This is a genomic window from Enterococcus sp. GPZ-007 (assembly GCF_059374735.1).
Genome location: NZ_JCAFYN010000024.1, coordinates 1 through 16730 on the forward strand (window position 1 = coordinate 1; position 16730 = coordinate 16730).

The window sequence follows — 16730 nt, forward strand, 5'->3', positions numbered from 1 at the left end:
TAAAGAAGTCAACAATGCAATAGACCGGTTATTGATTAATTATCCAGTTGATGAAATAAAAAATTTTTTTGTTGAGACGGTAGTATCAGATTTGAAATGTATCGGTAATTTATTCTTTGAAGATATTACTAAACTGACAAATAGACAGGAAAGTATTTTATCTAAGCTACAAACCGAAATAAATAAATATGAGTTGAGGATTTCCCCATTTTTAGAATACGAAATGTCAAACAAACAAAAGGTTTATAGGATTTTTTCAACCGATGAATATAGCTCTGAGATGAAAGATCTCAATTATAGTGATTCTCGGGAAATGAGAGTAAAAATGCTTAAGGGGGTGTTTACAGAGTTTAGTAAAGATTTCGAGGAATTATTCAATATTCTTTCTGAATATCAGTCCGATGAAGTATTAAATAATTCCGAGCTAGAAGAATCCATTTTTTTACACTATTCAATTGTAGAAAAAAAAGAGAAAGTGAAGATATTGATAGGTTTATTAAATAGTGATTTTCTTACATCTTATTCACCTAGTCAGTACATGAATCAACTATCATTTGAAGACGGGAGAAATGTCTTAAGCAGAATTCAAAAAGAAGTCGATGTAAGATGGTCGATTTCCAATATGCTAACCTGCGAAATTATTGAGCAAGAGCAGGTAGCTGAAATGACTTTGCTTCTGGAAAATATCAAAGAAAATGAAGTGTTTGAATCCTTTGATATTCTATCTTTTGATTGCTATATCAATGAAGATAGCAGCATTTTAGAACTATTCTGGAAGTATTTTAATGAAGAAATCATTAGTAATAAATTCTTTATACCTGAGGGACAAAACGAACGGGTATTTGAACGGATTATAAAAATTGTCGGAATAGAAAAATTAGAAAAAGTCTATCTAAAAAGTTTAGAAACAGAGGGTATGGACTATTCTGGAAGACTATTTAAAAATTTGTTAATAGAACAAGGGGTAAATTTTGCCTACGCTTTTCTTTTGAAATTACATTCATTGGAGTTTTTTTCTGATATACATGAGTATCATAACCATCTTAAGTATTTATGGAATCTGAAAGATATTGAAAAAGCAATTAATTTATATCTTGATTTTCTAATTAAGGAAAATTCATTAATATACTATGGATTAGATTATGCTCTGAAATTGCTTATAATAGAAAATTTTGAAGGTTTTATGGAGTTTATAATAGATGAAATATTCAAAACAAATGATGAAAGTCGAATAGTTAATCTGTATAACATAGTTTTAGAAATTTATGATATAGAAACTCTTTTCGTTCTTTTTCAAATACTTAAGGAAAAGAAAATAAGCGATGATTCTTTCAAAAAGATCAATCTAACAAGAAATATAGGAGAGTACAGTGGAAGTTTTGCACCGACGATAGAGAAAAATATCAGACTTTTGAATAGCTTGCTTTTGGTTTTCGAAGATATAGAGTATATCTCCTATTCATATATTATTGATGAATATATTGAATATCTTAAACTGTTCAAGGAATCAATTTTAATAACAGACCTTTTAGAATAGAGTGTTAAGGGAGGTTTCTCATTTTGAGAGACCTCTTTTTAAGTCAAGAGTAACCAAACAAAAGGGCATAAATCTGATGGAGAATTTATCTGTTTTGCCCTTACTTCACACTTTCAATCCATGTTTCGATAGCTTCAACTAAAAGAACTTGCTGCTGCATAACGGCTTTCCCAGCATCATGAACTTCAGCGGAGCCTTTACTATCAGCAATATCTTCTTTTAGCTTTACCTTCATCTTATTAACATTGGCTTCGATAATGCCGATACAGGCTTTTTGGTCTGCGAAGGATAAACTGTCTAGATTGAGAATAACCGCATTCAAGTCTAGAAAAATATTAATGGGACGGGCAGCGATACCTAGCATCAGTTTCTCAAATTCTGTTTTGCCTTTTTTGGTCAAGGAGTAAACAGCTTTTTCCGGCATCTTCCCATTCTTCTTCATGGTGCTTTTGACATAGCCCTGCTTTTCCAGCTGCAGCATCTTCTTATAGATCGTTGGTGTACTGACTTTTACCCATTGGGAGATATTGCGGTATTCAATAAGCTTTTGGATATCGTAAGCACTCAGTGATTCCTTTTTTAAGATTCCTAGAACAATTAGGTCAATCGTCCGCATCGCTAAAACCTTCTTTCTATCACATTTTCTTAATAATCTATATACGAGTAATAGTAGGTCGACTACTATATATTATAGTATTTTGTTTCTACTGACACGTCAAGCATGAGATCACTAAAGAAACTGCTATTCGAGAGGTCAACAGAACTTTCTCATTATCGCGAATAACCAAATTATTTGCCGATCGATATATAATTTAAGTGAAAAGAATAGGAATAAAGGAGGATGGACATGCATCCAAAAGGATTGACCCGTCAAAAAGGAATCGAATTAATCCGATCATCAAAGGAACTAGATTTTGTTATTGTTCCTGTGTCGTATATCGTTGTAACTGCTGGCTTGCTTTGTTTATTTCCTTTAGTGTTACTATACATACAATCACCTTTCATTTATTCTTGCTAAGTATCCTTATTACTAGTGATAACGTCCTGCTACTCCCAATTTGATAAAAACTACTCAAACCTTGGTAGGTGCATAAAAAGCCGACGTCTCTGTTCAAAGGCGTCGGCTTCGTTTTTATTTTCTGTCTATTTTCTTCTTCAAGTTCCTGTTATACATGAAGATGGCGATGGTTAGTAATAAGAGGATCACTGCGATGCAGCCCAGATCCAATCGTTCGTTGCTTCATCTTCGATTGAAACAGCCTCGCCATAGGTCGTTCTCTCATTATCGACCGTCGCGGTACCCACATTACGATTATTGACTTGGGTGGCTTTTGCCTTAGTAATTTTCAACTCTGGTTTTACTTCGTCTGTCTTGTTTTGCAGCAAGACAGCGCGCTCTCTAGAAAACACATGTTTGATATTACCTCGACTTTTTCTGTTGAAATCTGCGCGATGTAAAGGCCGCCAGCAAGAACTCCCTCAAATTCTTTGTCTGGCACCTATACATCTAAATCACTATTCTTCAATTGTATTTTTCGCGTATTGAAGAGTCTCTCTCAATTCTTTCTTTCCCCTTTAATCTAAGTCAAAGGACAGAATCATAGTACAGCGGCTTGGATCGCTTTCACAGTAAGCGTAGCAGTTAACGGGATTCCGTCCTAGTTTTTCTAGATAGGTGTTGCTGACAAGTCTCGAACTATAGGAGCTTGGAAGTTATTCACCAGTTCTCCACGAGTTTACGTGTTCAGTTCCGTCCATTCATTCTCTGTACTCAGTCCAGAGAAAAAATGTGATTCCTTTTTGCGCAGAAAAGAAGATAAATTTTATATCAACGTTATTATATAAGTTCAATGGAAGATAATGCTAAATACTGCTTGAACGTTCTTCACTGTTGAGCAAAAAACTTTTATTTTTTTAACTGTTTCGTACTCAATTTGGAGAGAAAATAAAGGAGTTAGTGGTCTTTTTACCCGAATATGGGTATTCGTTACATATGAAGAGCAAAAATAGGATCAATAGTAATGGTTAATCGAATATTTTCTCGCGAGGGAAATTTTTGATAAACTCAGCTTAATTGAGAGTAAAGGGAAGTGAAAAGGGACTGGCTTGTTCCACGAAGACTTTTTTCAATGTAAAAGAAAAAAAGAGCGAACAAAAATGTCTTTTCTAATTACATCGAATAGTATGTTATGCAGCGGCTTTAGTCACACTATTCTTGGTTTACTTTCAATGATACAAGAATGGTTTACGAAATGCCTAGGAGACTGAATATTATTTTCGTCTAAAAGTATCTTCGTTAACTTCAATTGTATGAATGGATTTCAAAAGTCTTCGACTAAGAACGATTCTCACTATAATCGATTGTGAAACCGCTTTATATGAGGGTATAATAATAACAAAGATAAAACAGGTTCTGGACTTTTGGAAAACGGCTAATGATAAGTTTCTCACAATCAAAAATGTTCATTTAACAATAATAGTGATGTAATTATTCACGAAAGTCACATTAGTTTGTGAGATTCTTATTATTACAAGGGAGGTTTGTATATGGAAACATTAACGAAAGCAATTGCGAAGTTTAAAGGAGGTGTCAGGGTTCCCCACAATAAAAATACTGCAGAATTCGAAAGCGTTTTTATGGATCCGCCGAAAATTGTGACCATTCCAATGCAGCAGCATATTGGAGGTGTCTGTAAACCGACTGTCAAAAAGGGTGATGTAGTGACGGTTGGTCAAGTGATCGGTGATTCAGACGCTTTTGTTTCGGCGCCGATCCATGCCTCTGTTTCGGGCAAGGTAAAGGGGATCAAACCCGTATTGATGATGAACGGGCAGACTTGCGAAGCAGTTCACATCGCCAGTGACGGATTACCAGTGGAATTTCCGGAACCCAAGCCGATTGAGATTAATTCGAAGGAAGATCTTTTGAAGGCTGCTCGCGACAGCGGTATTGTCGGAATCGGTGGAGCCGGTTTTCCATTACATGTGAAATTAGCAGTCAAGGATGAGACACCGATTGATACTCTGGTGATTAATGGGGCAGAATGTGAGCCTTTTATTACTTCGGATTATCGTGAAAGTCTGGAATATCCTGAACGGATCATTGCAGGAATGCAGGTAATCATGAAGCACCTCAACATTCCTCATGGTGTGATCGGGATTGAAAGTAATAAGCCAAAAGGATTGAAGCGCCTACGTGATCATTTGAATGAGCTGGCTGATCTTGATCCGACGATTGATGTGATGGAGATTCCTTCCTTGTATCCGCAGGGAGCGGAAAAAATGCTTGTTTATGCGACAACTGGACGAAAGATTCCGCCTGGCAAGCTGCCATCTGAAGTGGGCTGCCTGATCACCAATATTTCCACAATCTCACTACTCCAGCGTTATATCGAGATTGGTATGCCGTTGACCCACAAGCGAATTACGGTGGATGGCAATGTGGCACAACCGAAAAATGTGGTTGTACCAGTTGGCACCCCAATCAGTGATGTCATCGACTATTGCGGCGGTTTAATTGATGAGCCGAGCAAAATTATTTTAGGTGGACCAATGATGGGTATCGCACAATTTTCATTGGAACTACCTGTTACGAAGCAGACAAATGCTATCACGATTTTATCCGAGGCACAAAGATTGCCGGAAGAATCACCTTGTATCCGATGCGGCCGATGCGTCGAAGCCTGTCCTATGTCGTTACTTCCCGTTCAGATTGAACGGTGCACGTTGAACAAAGATGTCGCCGGGTTGAAGAAACTGAATGTATCGGCATGTATGGAATGTGGCTGTTGTGCCTTTGTTTGTCCGGCTGGTCGGAGACTTGTTCAGGCCATGAAGGAAGCCAAACGATTAGAAAGGGAGGCAGCGCAATGAACAAATTACCTGTTTCGATTTCACCCCATCTTCACTGTGGACGCAGCAGTCGCAGTATTATGCTGGACGTAATCATCGCATTGGTTCCAGCGATCATCGCCTCGACGATTATTTTTGGTTTTCGTGCTCTTATATTGATTATCGTCACGGTTGCTGCTTGCGTTATTAGCGAATATGTCACAAGAAAAATCTTGAAACGACCAGATACGATCCATAATTTGACTGCAGTTGTTACGGGCATCTTGCTGGCGCTGAATCTGCCGGTCACTTTGCCATTTTGGATGGCTATTCTAGGTGGAGTCATCGCCATCGTCATCGTGAAGGAATTTTTCGGCGGTGTCGGTCAAAACTTTGTCAATCCGGCGATCACTGCCCGAATCATTTTGATGATGTCCTTTGCCTCTCAGATGAGTACGTGGCAGCCGCCACTAGATTACTACATGTTCCGTCCAGATGTTATTTCATCGGCAACGTATTTTTCTGCTTCACAAACAGGGCAAAAGATCCCTTCATTATTAGAAATGTTTTTGGGTATTCGAGCAGGAAGCTTGGGTGAGACCTGTGCCTTGGCATTGCTGCTGGGCGGTGTTTATCTCGTCGCTCGAAAAGTAATCTCACCGATTATTCCACTTTGTTTTATCGGAACAGTTGTTATTTTTTCTACTTTGTTAGGTGGCGATCCGCTCTATCAAATGATGTCAGGCGGATTATTGCTGGGAGCGATTTTTATGGCGACTGACTATACAACATCACCTGTAACTAGAAACGGTAAAATTATTTTCGGAGTCGGCTGTGGCATTGTCACGGTATTGATTCGTTTCTTCGCTGCGCTGCCAGAAGGAGTGTCTTATGCCATTTTACTGATGAACATTTTGACTCCTCATATTGAGAATTTGACGATTCCGAAGGTCTTTGGTGAGGGGGCGAAGTCTAAATGAAAGGTTCGAATTCCAAAGTAATTTTTACTGATGCACTTTGTTTGTTTATCATCTGTCTCGTGATTACTTTCGCTGTCGCAGGTACGCGATCAGTCTTTAAAGATCGAATAGCCAAACAGGAGTGGGAGCAGACGCAGAGTGTCATGAGCAAACTGATCAAGGCGGATGATTTTCAAGAGATCGATGTTTCAGGAGGAAATCAGGGGTATCAAGCAGTGGATAGTTCTGGAGAAACGGTGGGCTATCTTTTTGTAACAGCTGCTTATGGGTATGGTAGTGACGTGAGTGTCATGAGTGCAGTTAAGGATGGCAAAGTTGTGGGCGTTGATGTATTGGATGCATCAAACGAAACGCCAGGACTTGGACAAAACGTCACTAAGAAAGAGTTTATTGATCAATTTGCTGGTACGGATGGTACATTAGAGGTTGTGAAAAACGACCCGGCAGATAAAAATCAAGTCGAAGCGGTCACAGGGGCAACCAAATCCTCCAATGCCGTAGCTGCATCAGTCAAAGAAGCACTTGCTCTGTTTGAACAAGTCGCTAAGTCAGGAAAGTAGGGAGGATAAGCAATGGAAAAAGAGAAAGCATCCCGCATTTTTAGTAAAGGATTGATCACCGAAAATCCAGTTCTGCGGCTGATGTTGGGGACCTGTCCAACTCTGGCAGTCACTACCTCCGCTTTGAATGGACTCGGTATGGGGGTAGCTGCGACAGTTGTACTTTTTGGCTCCAATGTCGTGATTTCCCTTCTGCGGAAAGTGATTCCGGATCGCGTCCGAATCCCAGCCTTTATCACCATCATCGCAGGATTTGTGACGGTCGTACAATTGGTCGTTAAAGCATTAGCGCCAGCGCTAGATGCTACTTTAGGAATTTATTTACCATTGATCGTAGTAAACTGTATCATTCTTGGTCGAGCAGAGGCTTATGCGAAGGATCACACAGTGCTTCATTCTGCTTTGGACGGATTAGGTATGGGTGTCGGATTTACGATGGCGCTTCTTTGTATGGGCGGGATTCGCGAGTTGATCGGCAGCGGTACATTTTTAGGTTTCCCGATTACCGCGGGTGTCGTACCACCAATGACAATCATGCTATTGCCGCCAGGAGGCTTCTTTGTTTTTGGCATGCTGGTGATGGTGGCGAATAAATTGAGCGATCGCAAGACAAAAGAGCTCGACTGTGGTGCTTGTCCGATCGCGGAAGCTTGTACAACGGTTTGTGAAGAAAAGGCAGGTGATCAGTAATGCAGATATTTGTAACAATATTAGTCGCGGGTATTTTGACTGATAATTTTGTCTTGTCGCAGTTCTTGGGTATTTGTCCATTCCTAGGAGTATCAAAAAAACTGGACACAGCAGTCGGCATGTCTTTGGCTGTTACCTTCGTAATGGTGTTGGCAACCGCGGTGACGTATCCGATCTACGCTTCCTTGTTAGTACCCTTAGGCTTGGATTATTTACAGACGATCGTCTTTATCCTGACTATCGCCGCTTTGGTGCAGCTGGTGGAGGTTGTGATGAAACGCTACATGACGCCACTGTACAATGCGCTAGGGATTTATCTGCCACTGATCACTACGAACTGTGCGGTTCTTGGTGTGACGATCTTGAATTTTTCAAAAAGTTACAGCTATGTCCAATCGCTGGTCAATTCCTTTGCTGCAGGCGTCGGATTCCTACTTGCGATGGTGATTTTCGCTGGTGTGCGTGGCCGCTTGGAGGGCAATGATATTCCCGAGTCGCTCCAAGGCTTGCCGATCACACTTGTTGCTGCCGCAATTGTTTCCTTGTCGTTTCTAGGATTTGCCGGTTTGGCAGAAGGATTATTCCAGTAGGGGGTGGAAAAAATGACAGAAATCATGATACCCATCGGCATTGTCAGTGGTATGGGATTGATCGCAGGAGTCATTCTTTCACTCGCCACGATCATTTTTCATAAACCAGGTGATGCAAAAGAAGAAGCTCTGCGTGAGGCGTTACCGGGTATTAACTGCGGAGCCTGTGGCTTTTCCGGTTGTGACGGCTATGCCAAAGCGATGGCTAAAGGTGAAGCAGGAGTCACTAATTGTACACCGGGGGGAGCAACAACGAGGCAGGCCTTGTCAGAAATATTGGGAGTCGAAGTGGGTGATGTTCAAAAAGTTGCGGCATTCGTCCGCTGCAATGGCGGCTGCGAGTACACGAATACAAAGATGGAATACAATGGAACCGCGACCTGTTATGGTGCCAATCAAATTTTTGGCGGACCGGAGGCTTGTCGTTTTGGCTGCATGGGTTATGGCGATTGTAAAACAGTTTGTGACTATGATGCGATCCACATTGAGGACGGCATCGCTAAAATAGATCCTGATAAATGTGTCGGTTGCTTAAAATGTATCGCCGTGTGTCCGAAAAATCTGATTAAAATGCTGCCAGCAGAAAACACCTCGATTGTGGCCTGTTCCAATCAGGATAAGGGTGGCGGTGTTCGCAAAATTTGTGATGTCGGCTGTATCACCTGTAACCGTTGTGTGAAGACTTGCCCGCAAAAAGCAATTAAGATGGAAAATAACGTCGCGGTGATTGATCCAGAGTTATGTACCGATTGCGGTGAGTGTGTGGAGGTCTGTCCGCAAAACTGCATCATGAGTATGCCGATTAAGGAAAAGGTTCCTAGCTGATGAAAATTCAAAAAAAACGAAAGCCTTTTCAAATTTGTGCTATCATAAAAAGGAAAGGGTAGGTGTTGAAATGAAATTATTAATAACAGAGGACTATGAAACATTAAGTCAGATTACAGCGGATATTATTTTAATGAAGTGGGCGGAGAGTCGTCGCGTGAACCTAGCATTGACTGCTGGTTCATCACCGAAACGAACCTATGAGATTTTAGCCGAGCGGCTGCAAAAAGTGACTTTTGATCGGAATTTGGCACATTTTTATAACTTTGACGAGATCTCATTAAAGGGCCAAGAATACGGTCTAACGATGCAAGCGTTAACCAAAGAGTTATTTCAGCCGTTGGGGATCGAAGAAGAAAATATTGAAGTGCTAGATGCAAAGAACTATCAGGATTACGATTATCAAATCGCTGAAGACGGCGGCTTGGATTTGGTCTTGATGGGAATTGGCGGAGACGGTCATTTCTGTGGGAACCTGCCAGAATTTACTTCCTTCGACTATGGTGTTTATCGTGTGCCGATTGAACAAGGTGACGATCTGTACAAGTTCATTGATGAAGCAAGTCCTTATGAACCAGGGGGAGAAATGGTGACTTTTGGTCCGCAAACGATTTTAGCAGCGAAAGAGCTAGTGCTGATCGTCAATGGCGAAAAGAAGGCTGCGATCATCAAGCAAGCCTTGGAAGGCCCGATTACTGAAGATATTCCCGCATCAGTACTGCGCTTGCATCCAAACTTAACAGTGATTTTAGATCAAGAAGCGGCTAGTCTATTAGATTAATACTACACAAAAACGAGAGACGCTGAGCGTCTCTCGTTTTTCACTGGACTCAATTAACTAATCAGCTTCGCCGCCTCTTCATCAGCGATGACGGTGATATTTGAATGCAATCTCAGGACAGACGCAGGGAAATCTTCTGTCAACGGTCCCTTCAGCATTTTTGCCAAAGCCTCCGCCTTATTACTGCCATTGACGATTAATAAGACTTCCTTGGCCTTTAAGACACTAAGTGGACCCATTGTCACAAAGGATTTTGGAACCGGCTGGTCGTAGCCCTTATACATCTCAACAAAAATATCGTACCAAGGGTATTCAGGCTTAATGTCCACTTCATAAGATAGACTGTCAAAATCAGTTGTTTTCGGCATATTCCCGCAGAAATGACCATCGCTGCCCAAGCCGATCACCATCAGATCCAGACCACCGGCATCTTCGATCTGCTGATCAAATGTTGCAAAGTTTTCCATCGTCATCTCATGGATATTCTCCTTTTTGATATTCGCTGGATCAAAAAACATTTTCTTCATTTCAAGATAAGTAGAAGTATGATCAGCTCCTTCATAGGGCGCACCATCAAAGGTGTAGACATGGAAATTGGAGCAATTGTGGTTCTTCATTCGGCTAATAACTAGTTCATAGGCTTTTTTAGGTGTCGAGCCAGCTGTCAGTGCACAATTCACTCGGTGATCGGCGGTCATTTTTGATAAAATTGTGGCCGCTGCCAGTTCGCTCATTGCTTCGTAGGTTTTTACAGTAGTGATTTTCATTAAGCTATCCTCCATTCATTTTGTTTTCGTTAAGATGTAAATAACAGCTTTTTTGGATCGTATTTTTGATGCTAAAACAAACCTCATTAATAAAAGCTCCACCAGTAAACGGTATTTTGATTTTATGTTTGACTAAAATTTCGTGCTAATATCCTCATCTAAACCTTACCATGTTTTTCCTTACTTTGTGTAAAGACACTTAAAATAATTTTTCTTCCTCAATAGTTTTAAAAAGTCATTTCCTCTGTCACACCCTGTACCAGCTCTGTAACAAGAATCTCAATGTGTTTCCTGTGACTGAAAGCCTTGAACGGATTACATTTTTATTGTTTGCTGGCTATACTCGAATTAATCAAGAGAGGAGCCAAAATGATGAAAAAAAATAAACGTGAATTTCCTAAAAATTTCTTATGGGGCGGGGCGATCGCTGCCAATCAAGCGGAGGGTGCTTATGATGTTGGCGGAAAAGGGCTGAACGTTTCAAACATCAATGAATTTGTAGATGATATTCCTCTGGAAGATCGAATGGAACGTGATACGACATCGACATTTGTCAAAGAAGCCATTGAAAGCATTGAAAAAGGGGAAGAGCGAAATTTTCCGAAATTGCGAGGCATTGATTTTTATCATACGTATCAAGATGATTTGAAATTACTGAAAGAACTTGGGTTGAATACTTTCCGTACCTCAATCGACTGGTCACGGATCTTTCCAACTGGTGTAGAAGATGAACCGAACGAAGAGGGCTTGAAATTCTATGATCAGCTGATCGATGCGATCCTTGAAAATGGTATGGAGCCAATGATCACCTTGTCTCATTACGAAATGCCGGTATATTTGACGACTCATTATCAAGGCTGGTATTCCCGAGAGGTCATTGATCACTTTGTAAGATACAGCAGCGTGATCTTGGAACGTTATAAGGATAAGGTGAAATACTGGATCGTCTTTAATCAGATCAACCTGATTAGTTATGAAGCATTTTGTCACATCGGAGTAACAGAAGATGGGGCAGATAATTTATTAGAAGCTAAATATCAAGGCCTGCACAACATGCTGGTAGCCAGTGCCAAAGTCAAAAAAGCTGCGACAGCGATTAATCCAGCAATGGAAATTGGAATGATGGTTTTTGCTGATGAAGTGTACCCTGCTTCGACAAAACCAGAGGATGTATTGGCAGCCTTACAGTATTCGCAAATGGATTATTTTTACAGCGATGTTTTACTGAGAGGAAAATATCCTAACTATGCCTTCCGTTATTTTGAAGAACAGGGAGTTGATATCACGTTTTATGAAGGTGATGAAGAGGTTTTGAAAAATACAGCCGACTTTCTTTCCTTCTCCTATTATTATTCGAGTTTAGTTTCAAAAGAGTCCGTCGCAAATAACCGCTCTTTCTTCAAAAATCCTGAATTGGAACAGTCGCCTTGGGGCTGGTCAATTGATCCAATCGGTTTGCGAATCGCATTGAACGAGTTTTACGATCGTTATCAATGTCCGATCTATATTACGGAAAATGGGCTGGGAACAAATGATATTGTAGAGGAAGACGGCATCCATGATGACTATCGCAGCTACTATTTGGCAGAGCATCTGAAGCAGGTGAAAGAAGCAATTTACGATGGCGTAGATGTGCGCGGCTACTATGCCTGGGGGCCGATTGATATTGTCAGCGCCTCATCTCATCAAATGAGCAAACGCTATGGCTTCATTTATGTTGATATTGATGATTATGGCAAAGGAAGTAAACAACGCCTGAAAAAAGATAGCTTTACTTGGTTCCAAAATACGATCCAGCAAAATGGTGCAAATCTCTAAGATAAAAAACTGCTAGCTATGCTGGCAGTTTTTTTGTTGATTGCATTCATTCGTTTCAACCAGTACAATTTATTTGAGATTGCACTGGAGGAGATGACTATGTTTTCAGTCGAACAGCTTTCAACCTTTAATGATTTAGATTACCTGATCTACAATTTTATTATTGAAAATCCAGCAAAAATTCCTTATATGACCATTCGTGAACTGGCAGATGAAACCCATGTATCGACAGCGACGATCACACGTTTCGCGAAAAAAGTCGGCTGTAATGGCTTTACGGAGTTTAAGCTGCTATTCAAGAAAGAACAAACAGCAACTGAACCAGAGATTATTGATGATATCTCTGTCGCCGAAGCCTTTTTTGCTCGAGCGAAAGAGAACAACTTTCAGGAAAAGCTGAATGAAACTGCACAAGTTCTCGCAGATGCGCGTATGATCATTTGTGTTGGAACCGGCAACTCTGGTGTAATGGCAATCTATGCAGCGCGCTATTTTTCTTCGTTAGGAAAATTTGCCGTCAATGTCGATAATCCGATGTTTGCCATCGATATGCCGACATCACCGGATACTGTTTTTCTGTTCTTTTCGGTTTCAGGCGAATACTTTTTGAAGACGTTACCTTTAATCAAAGCGAGCGAAGCTAAATTAATCTCGATTACCAATAGCCGAAATAATCCGTTAGCTAAAATATCGGATTGCAACTTGGCTTATTATGTTCAGCAAGAAAAGAAAACCATTGAGTCCTATGAATACTTGATCGACACGACGACTCAAATTCCGGTAATTTATATGATTGAAGTATTAGCAAAAAAAGTCCGACAATTGATGCAGACATAAATTTATTTCCACTGGTTGAAACTTACTGAGACTAGTAGGTAGTCAATAATGGGGCATCGGTAGCCTAATGATCAATGTTTTAAGGATTCTAACTCAATATATTTATTTGAGAAAAAAACTGTAGGTACTAGCTATAAAAGGCTAATACCTACAGTTTTTAATTAGTTACTCGTTAGTTCTTCGTCTTCTTTCGTTCCAAAATATCGCGAATGAACAACGACTAGCAAGATCTCGATAAAGACCCTAGCACTAGCGAAGTAGAAGGAATAATTACCACCGAATTTTGCACCAATCAAACCAACGCTAAAGCCCCCGAAGAACCAGACGAAGCTATAGGTTGATGCTACCCTGGAAGACACCTGCAACAAGTGAGGGCTGATCCGCATTAATTCCCATCAGCATCAAACAAATCACAAAACCAAGAAAGCCAGTCATCAAAGTATAAAAGGTTCCGATCTTCTGCTCAAAACGTGTTACCAAGAAAATCGAAGAGATTGCCAACAAGGGGACCGAGCGACATCCCTAAGTCCATTGCAGCTCCATAAAATAACTAATGATTTCGCTAATCCGAATATACTATAAAGAAATAGGGGTAACAACATTTTAAGAAAGCGTTGACATTCATCTTTTCATCACTTAGAATGAGACTATAAAATAATGAAGAGAAAAGACCGATCATGGCGCCGGAGTCATGATTGTGAGTATGTTACTGAAAATGATCAGGCAGAACTCAAGAAAGCATAGCTGGAGACCAAGGTCCCGCTGTATACTTTCTTGGGTTTTTTTTCTGGAAAGGAGGAAAAAATGAAGATCAGCCAAATTTTAAATAATAACGTTGCATTGGTGAAACGAGGAGGAAATGAGGTCTTCGTCGTTTCAAAAGGAATTGGTTTCAAAAAGAAAAAAGGACAGGAGATCGCGGAAGAGGAAGTTGAGAAAATGTATATTCTTGATTCTTTCGATATGCTGGATCATTTCAGCTATTTATTATCTCATTCGGACCCCAACGATATACTTCTGATCAACAACATTATTTCCTATGGAGAGGAAAAATTGGGCATCAAGGCAAGTGATTATTTGAGTTTGGCTCTTCTTGACCACTTGGAGTTCTTGCTGAAACGAGTTGAAAAACAACAATTCATCAAAAGTCCCTTGATTTGGGATACGAAACGTTTTTATCCGGATCACTTCAGTGTCGGACTAAAGGCATTGAAGATGATCGAGGAACAAAAAGGATTACAATTGCCAGAAGATGAAGCCGTGTCACTGTGTTTGCATTTTGTCAATATGGAAGAAAGCCGTGACAGTCGCAAAGACTATGTTTTAGAAATGCGCACGCTGGGGGATCTTGTTTCGATCGTAGAACGTCATTTCAATTTGGCTTTGGACGAGGAATCGACCAATTACATGCGTTTTACTACTCATTTGCAATATTTTGTACAGCGAATCGTTGATGGTGAAACCTTTAATGACGGATCAGAAACCATGGAGCTTTACAAGCAAGTTTGCCAATTGTATCCAGAATCGTTTAAAGCAGTCCAGAAAATGAAAATTTACGTACAATCACAGTTTAACTTAGAGATTTCAATTAATGAAGAAACCTATTTGATGCTTCACATTAATCGTGTGACAGAAAGAATGGAGGACAAAAAATGAGTTACGAGAAATTAAATAAACAGCTGATCGAGCTGGTTGGCGGTAAAGAGAATATCAAGGCAGTTGCACATTGTGTAACACGTCTGCGTTTGACCCTAAATGATCGTAGTCTAGCGAAAACAGAAGAAATCAAAAATTTAGATGGGGTCATAGATGTTGTTTCCAATGAAGTAGCTTATCAAATTATTGTTGGAACGCATGTTACGGACGTCTATAACGAGTTTATGGCGATGCTGGGCTTAAAGCCAGATGGCGAAGAGGTAGAAAAGCCGAAAGCTAAGGGAATCAAAGGAATCGCTTCATCAATTCTAGTAATGATCTCAGAAACCATGACTTCGATCATCGAAGTTTTACTAGCAGCTGGGATGATTGCCGGAATCATGGCAATTATTTCATTAACAGGGTTGGTTTCAAAGGACAGTTCAACCTACATGATTTTTGATACATTGCGGGGCGGAGTTTTCCACTTCTTACCAGTTTTCATTGCGGCATCCGCAGCGAAACGAATGAAATTGAACGAGTATGTAGCAATGGCATTAGCAGTCGGATTACTTTCCACTAATATTGATGGTGCCAAAGGCTTGGAATTATTTGGTTATAATCTGCCGACAATTGGTTATGCGAATACCTTTATCCCGATCTTACTAGGTGTCTGGTTCTTGAGTATCGTGACAAAGTATCTGAAAAAAATCATTCCAAGCGGGCTACAGTATTTCTTAGTTCCTGCACTATCGCTAGTTTTGACTTTTCCAGTTATTCTTGTTGTCTTTGGCCCGATCGGAACATTAATCGGTGATGGCGTAAATGCTTTCTTTAATGTACTGATGAGTACGATCGGTAACTGGATCGTTGTTATGTTGTACGCTGCCTTCCAGCCATTCCTAATCGTTTTGGGGGCTGCCAACTTTACCTATCCGATCGTCTTGAACTTCTTAGGAACATTAGGGTATGACCCAATCATCAACCATGCAGCAACGATTTCAGATATCGCAGTTTGTGGTGCGATGTTCGGCTACTTCCTACGTGCGAAAAAAGGTCATCAACGTCAAATGTTCGGTACGGTCAGCTTCAGTGCGTTGATGGGAATCACCGAACCGGCCGTATTTGGGGTCTTTGTAAAATATCGCAGACCCTTCTTAGCGGTTATTATCGGCGGTGGGCTCGGTGGATTGATCGCTGGTTTAGCTGGTGTGAGAACTATGGGATTCGTATGGGGGTTAGCGGCTTTACCAACCTATTTAGCAGGTGGAACGAGCAACTTCATTTGGATGGTCATTAGTGTCATTGTCGGTTTTGTCGGGGCAGCAGCAGTGGCTTACGGTGTTGGAATTCCTAAAGAAGAATCAGAAGAAGAGCTTGAGGAAAAAGAACTCGTTGAAGCATTAGAAGGCAACCAAGGATTGAAACAGGTTTGTATTGGTAAAATCGCCGAAGGAACAGCAATTCCCTTGAGCGAGGTCAGCGATAGAGCATTTGCTTCTGGTGCGTTAGGAAAAGGAGTAGGAATCTTACCTTCTCAAGCAGAAGAAACAATTATCTCGCCAGTTGAAGGAACAGTCACAGTGGCCTTTCCTACAAAACATGCGTATGGCATCAAAACAAAAAATGGTGTGGAATTATTGATCCACATCGGTGTCGATACGGTGAATTTAGAAGGGAAGTATTTTGAAGGCTTCGTAGAACAAGGACAAGAAGTTAAAAAAGGCGACATTATCGCTAAATATCAAGCTGATAAAGTGGAAGAAGCTGGTTTTGATCCGGTGATTATCGTGGTCGTAACAAATTCAAATGATTATCTCGATGTGATCTCAACCAGTAATGAACAAGAGGATGAATTACTTACAGTGATTCTGTAAAA

Annotated in this window: 16 protein-coding genes and 1 pseudogene; 13 read left to right on the forward strand and 4 right to left on the reverse strand. The window is 40.5% G+C overall.

The features are described 5' to 3' along the window. Positions 1–1537: pseudogene (locus AC4J95_RS12775) on the forward strand (hypothetical protein); the annotation flags it as partial. Between the two features lie 100 nt (positions 1538–1637). Here AC4J95_RS12775 and AC4J95_RS12780 read toward each other — a convergent pair. Further along, complete coding sequence (locus tag AC4J95_RS12780) at positions 1638–2153, reverse strand: PadR family transcriptional regulator (RefSeq protein ID WP_494550222.1); 516 nt, start codon at positions 2151–2153, stop codon at positions 1638–1640. A 231-nt stretch (positions 2154–2384) separates the two neighbouring features. On the opposite strand from AC4J95_RS12780, the gene AC4J95_RS12785 reads away from it, so the two are divergent. After that, positions 2385–2555, forward strand: coding sequence for a hypothetical protein (locus AC4J95_RS12785; protein WP_494550223.1), 171 nt, complete (start codon positions 2385–2387; stop codon positions 2553–2555). 185 nt (positions 2556–2740) lie between these two features. Here the strand turns inward: AC4J95_RS12785 and AC4J95_RS12790 are convergent, their stop codons facing one another. Continuing rightward, positions 2741–2923, reverse strand: coding sequence for a hypothetical protein (locus AC4J95_RS12790; RefSeq protein ID WP_494550224.1), 183 nt, complete (start codon positions 2921–2923; stop codon positions 2741–2743). Between the two features lie 1161 nt (positions 2924–4084). Between AC4J95_RS12790 and rsxC the strand changes: the two genes are divergently transcribed. The 7 genes from rsxC to AC4J95_RS12825 all read left to right on the forward strand — a co-directional run bounded on the left by rsxC (position 4085) and on the right by AC4J95_RS12825 (position 9794). Further along, positions 4085–5410, forward strand: coding sequence for an electron transport complex subunit RsxC (gene rsxC, locus AC4J95_RS12795; protein ID WP_494550225.1), 1326 nt, complete (start codon positions 4085–4087; stop codon positions 5408–5410). Further along, entirely contained in the window at positions 5407–6348 is a 942-nt protein-coding gene (locus AC4J95_RS12800; RefSeq protein WP_494550226.1) for an RnfABCDGE type electron transport complex subunit D, read from the forward strand. Before rsxC ends, AC4J95_RS12800 begins: the two co-directional genes overlap by 4 nt. Next, entirely contained in the window at positions 6345–6908 is a 564-nt protein-coding gene (locus tag AC4J95_RS12805; RefSeq protein ID WP_316403688.1) for an RnfABCDGE type electron transport complex subunit G, read from the forward strand. The genes AC4J95_RS12800 and AC4J95_RS12805 overlap by 4 nt, the downstream gene beginning before the upstream one ends. Positions 6909–6920: 12 nt before the next feature. After that, positions 6921–7598: an electron transport complex subunit E gene (locus AC4J95_RS12810; RefSeq protein ID WP_316403689.1), complete on the forward strand. Its 678-nt coding sequence runs from the start codon at positions 6921–6923 to the stop codon at positions 7596–7598. After that, complete coding sequence (locus tag AC4J95_RS12815) at positions 7598–8188, forward strand: electron transport complex protein RnfA (RefSeq protein ID WP_316403690.1); 591 nt, start codon at positions 7598–7600, stop codon at positions 8186–8188. The genes AC4J95_RS12810 and AC4J95_RS12815 overlap by 1 nt, the downstream gene beginning before the upstream one ends. Before the next feature lie 12 nt (positions 8189–8200). Next, entirely contained in the window at positions 8201–9013 is an 813-nt protein-coding gene (locus AC4J95_RS12820; RefSeq protein WP_494550227.1) for an RnfABCDGE type electron transport complex subunit B, read from the forward strand. Between the two features lie 70 nt (positions 9014–9083). Beyond that, on the forward strand, positions 9084–9794 hold the full coding sequence (locus AC4J95_RS12825) for a glucosamine-6-phosphate deaminase (RefSeq protein ID WP_494550228.1): 711 nt from the start codon (positions 9084–9086) through the stop codon (positions 9792–9794). Between the two features lie 53 nt (positions 9795–9847). On the opposite strand, the gene AC4J95_RS12830 is transcribed toward AC4J95_RS12825, so the two are convergent. Further along, positions 9848–10561 carry a glucosamine-6-phosphate deaminase gene (locus AC4J95_RS12830; protein WP_494550229.1) on the reverse strand — a complete coding sequence of 238 codons (714 nt, stop codon included), beginning with the start codon at positions 10559–10561 and terminating at the stop codon, positions 9848–9850. Positions 10562–10933: 372 nt separating this feature from the next. Between AC4J95_RS12830 and AC4J95_RS12835 the strand changes: the two genes are divergently transcribed. Together AC4J95_RS12835 and AC4J95_RS12840 are read left to right on the forward strand one after the other, a co-directional pair. Next, entirely contained in the window at positions 10934–12379 is a 1446-nt protein-coding gene (locus tag AC4J95_RS12835; protein WP_494550230.1) for a glycoside hydrolase family 1 protein, read from the forward strand. 99 nt (positions 12380–12478) lie between these two features. Further along, on the forward strand, positions 12479–13216 hold the full coding sequence (locus AC4J95_RS12840) for a MurR/RpiR family transcriptional regulator (RefSeq protein WP_494550231.1): 738 nt from the start codon (positions 12479–12481) through the stop codon (positions 13214–13216). 161 nt (positions 13217–13377) lie between these two features. Here AC4J95_RS12840 and AC4J95_RS12845 read toward each other — a convergent pair whose 3' ends face one another. After that, complete coding sequence (locus AC4J95_RS12845; protein ID WP_494550232.1) at positions 13378–13602, reverse strand: hypothetical protein; 225 nt, start codon at positions 13600–13602, stop codon at positions 13378–13380. A gap of 418 nt (positions 13603–14020) precedes the next feature. On the opposite strand from AC4J95_RS12845, the gene AC4J95_RS12850 reads away from it, so the two are divergent. After that, entirely contained in the window at positions 14021–14872 is an 852-nt protein-coding gene (locus AC4J95_RS12850) for a PRD domain-containing protein (protein WP_494550233.1), read from the forward strand. Next, entirely contained in the window at positions 14869–16728 is a 1860-nt protein-coding gene (locus tag AC4J95_RS12855; RefSeq protein WP_494550234.1) for a beta-glucoside-specific PTS transporter subunit IIABC, read from the forward strand. The genes AC4J95_RS12850 and AC4J95_RS12855 overlap by 4 nt, the downstream gene beginning before the upstream one ends. The last annotated feature ends 2 nt before the right edge of the window (positions 16729–16730 follow it).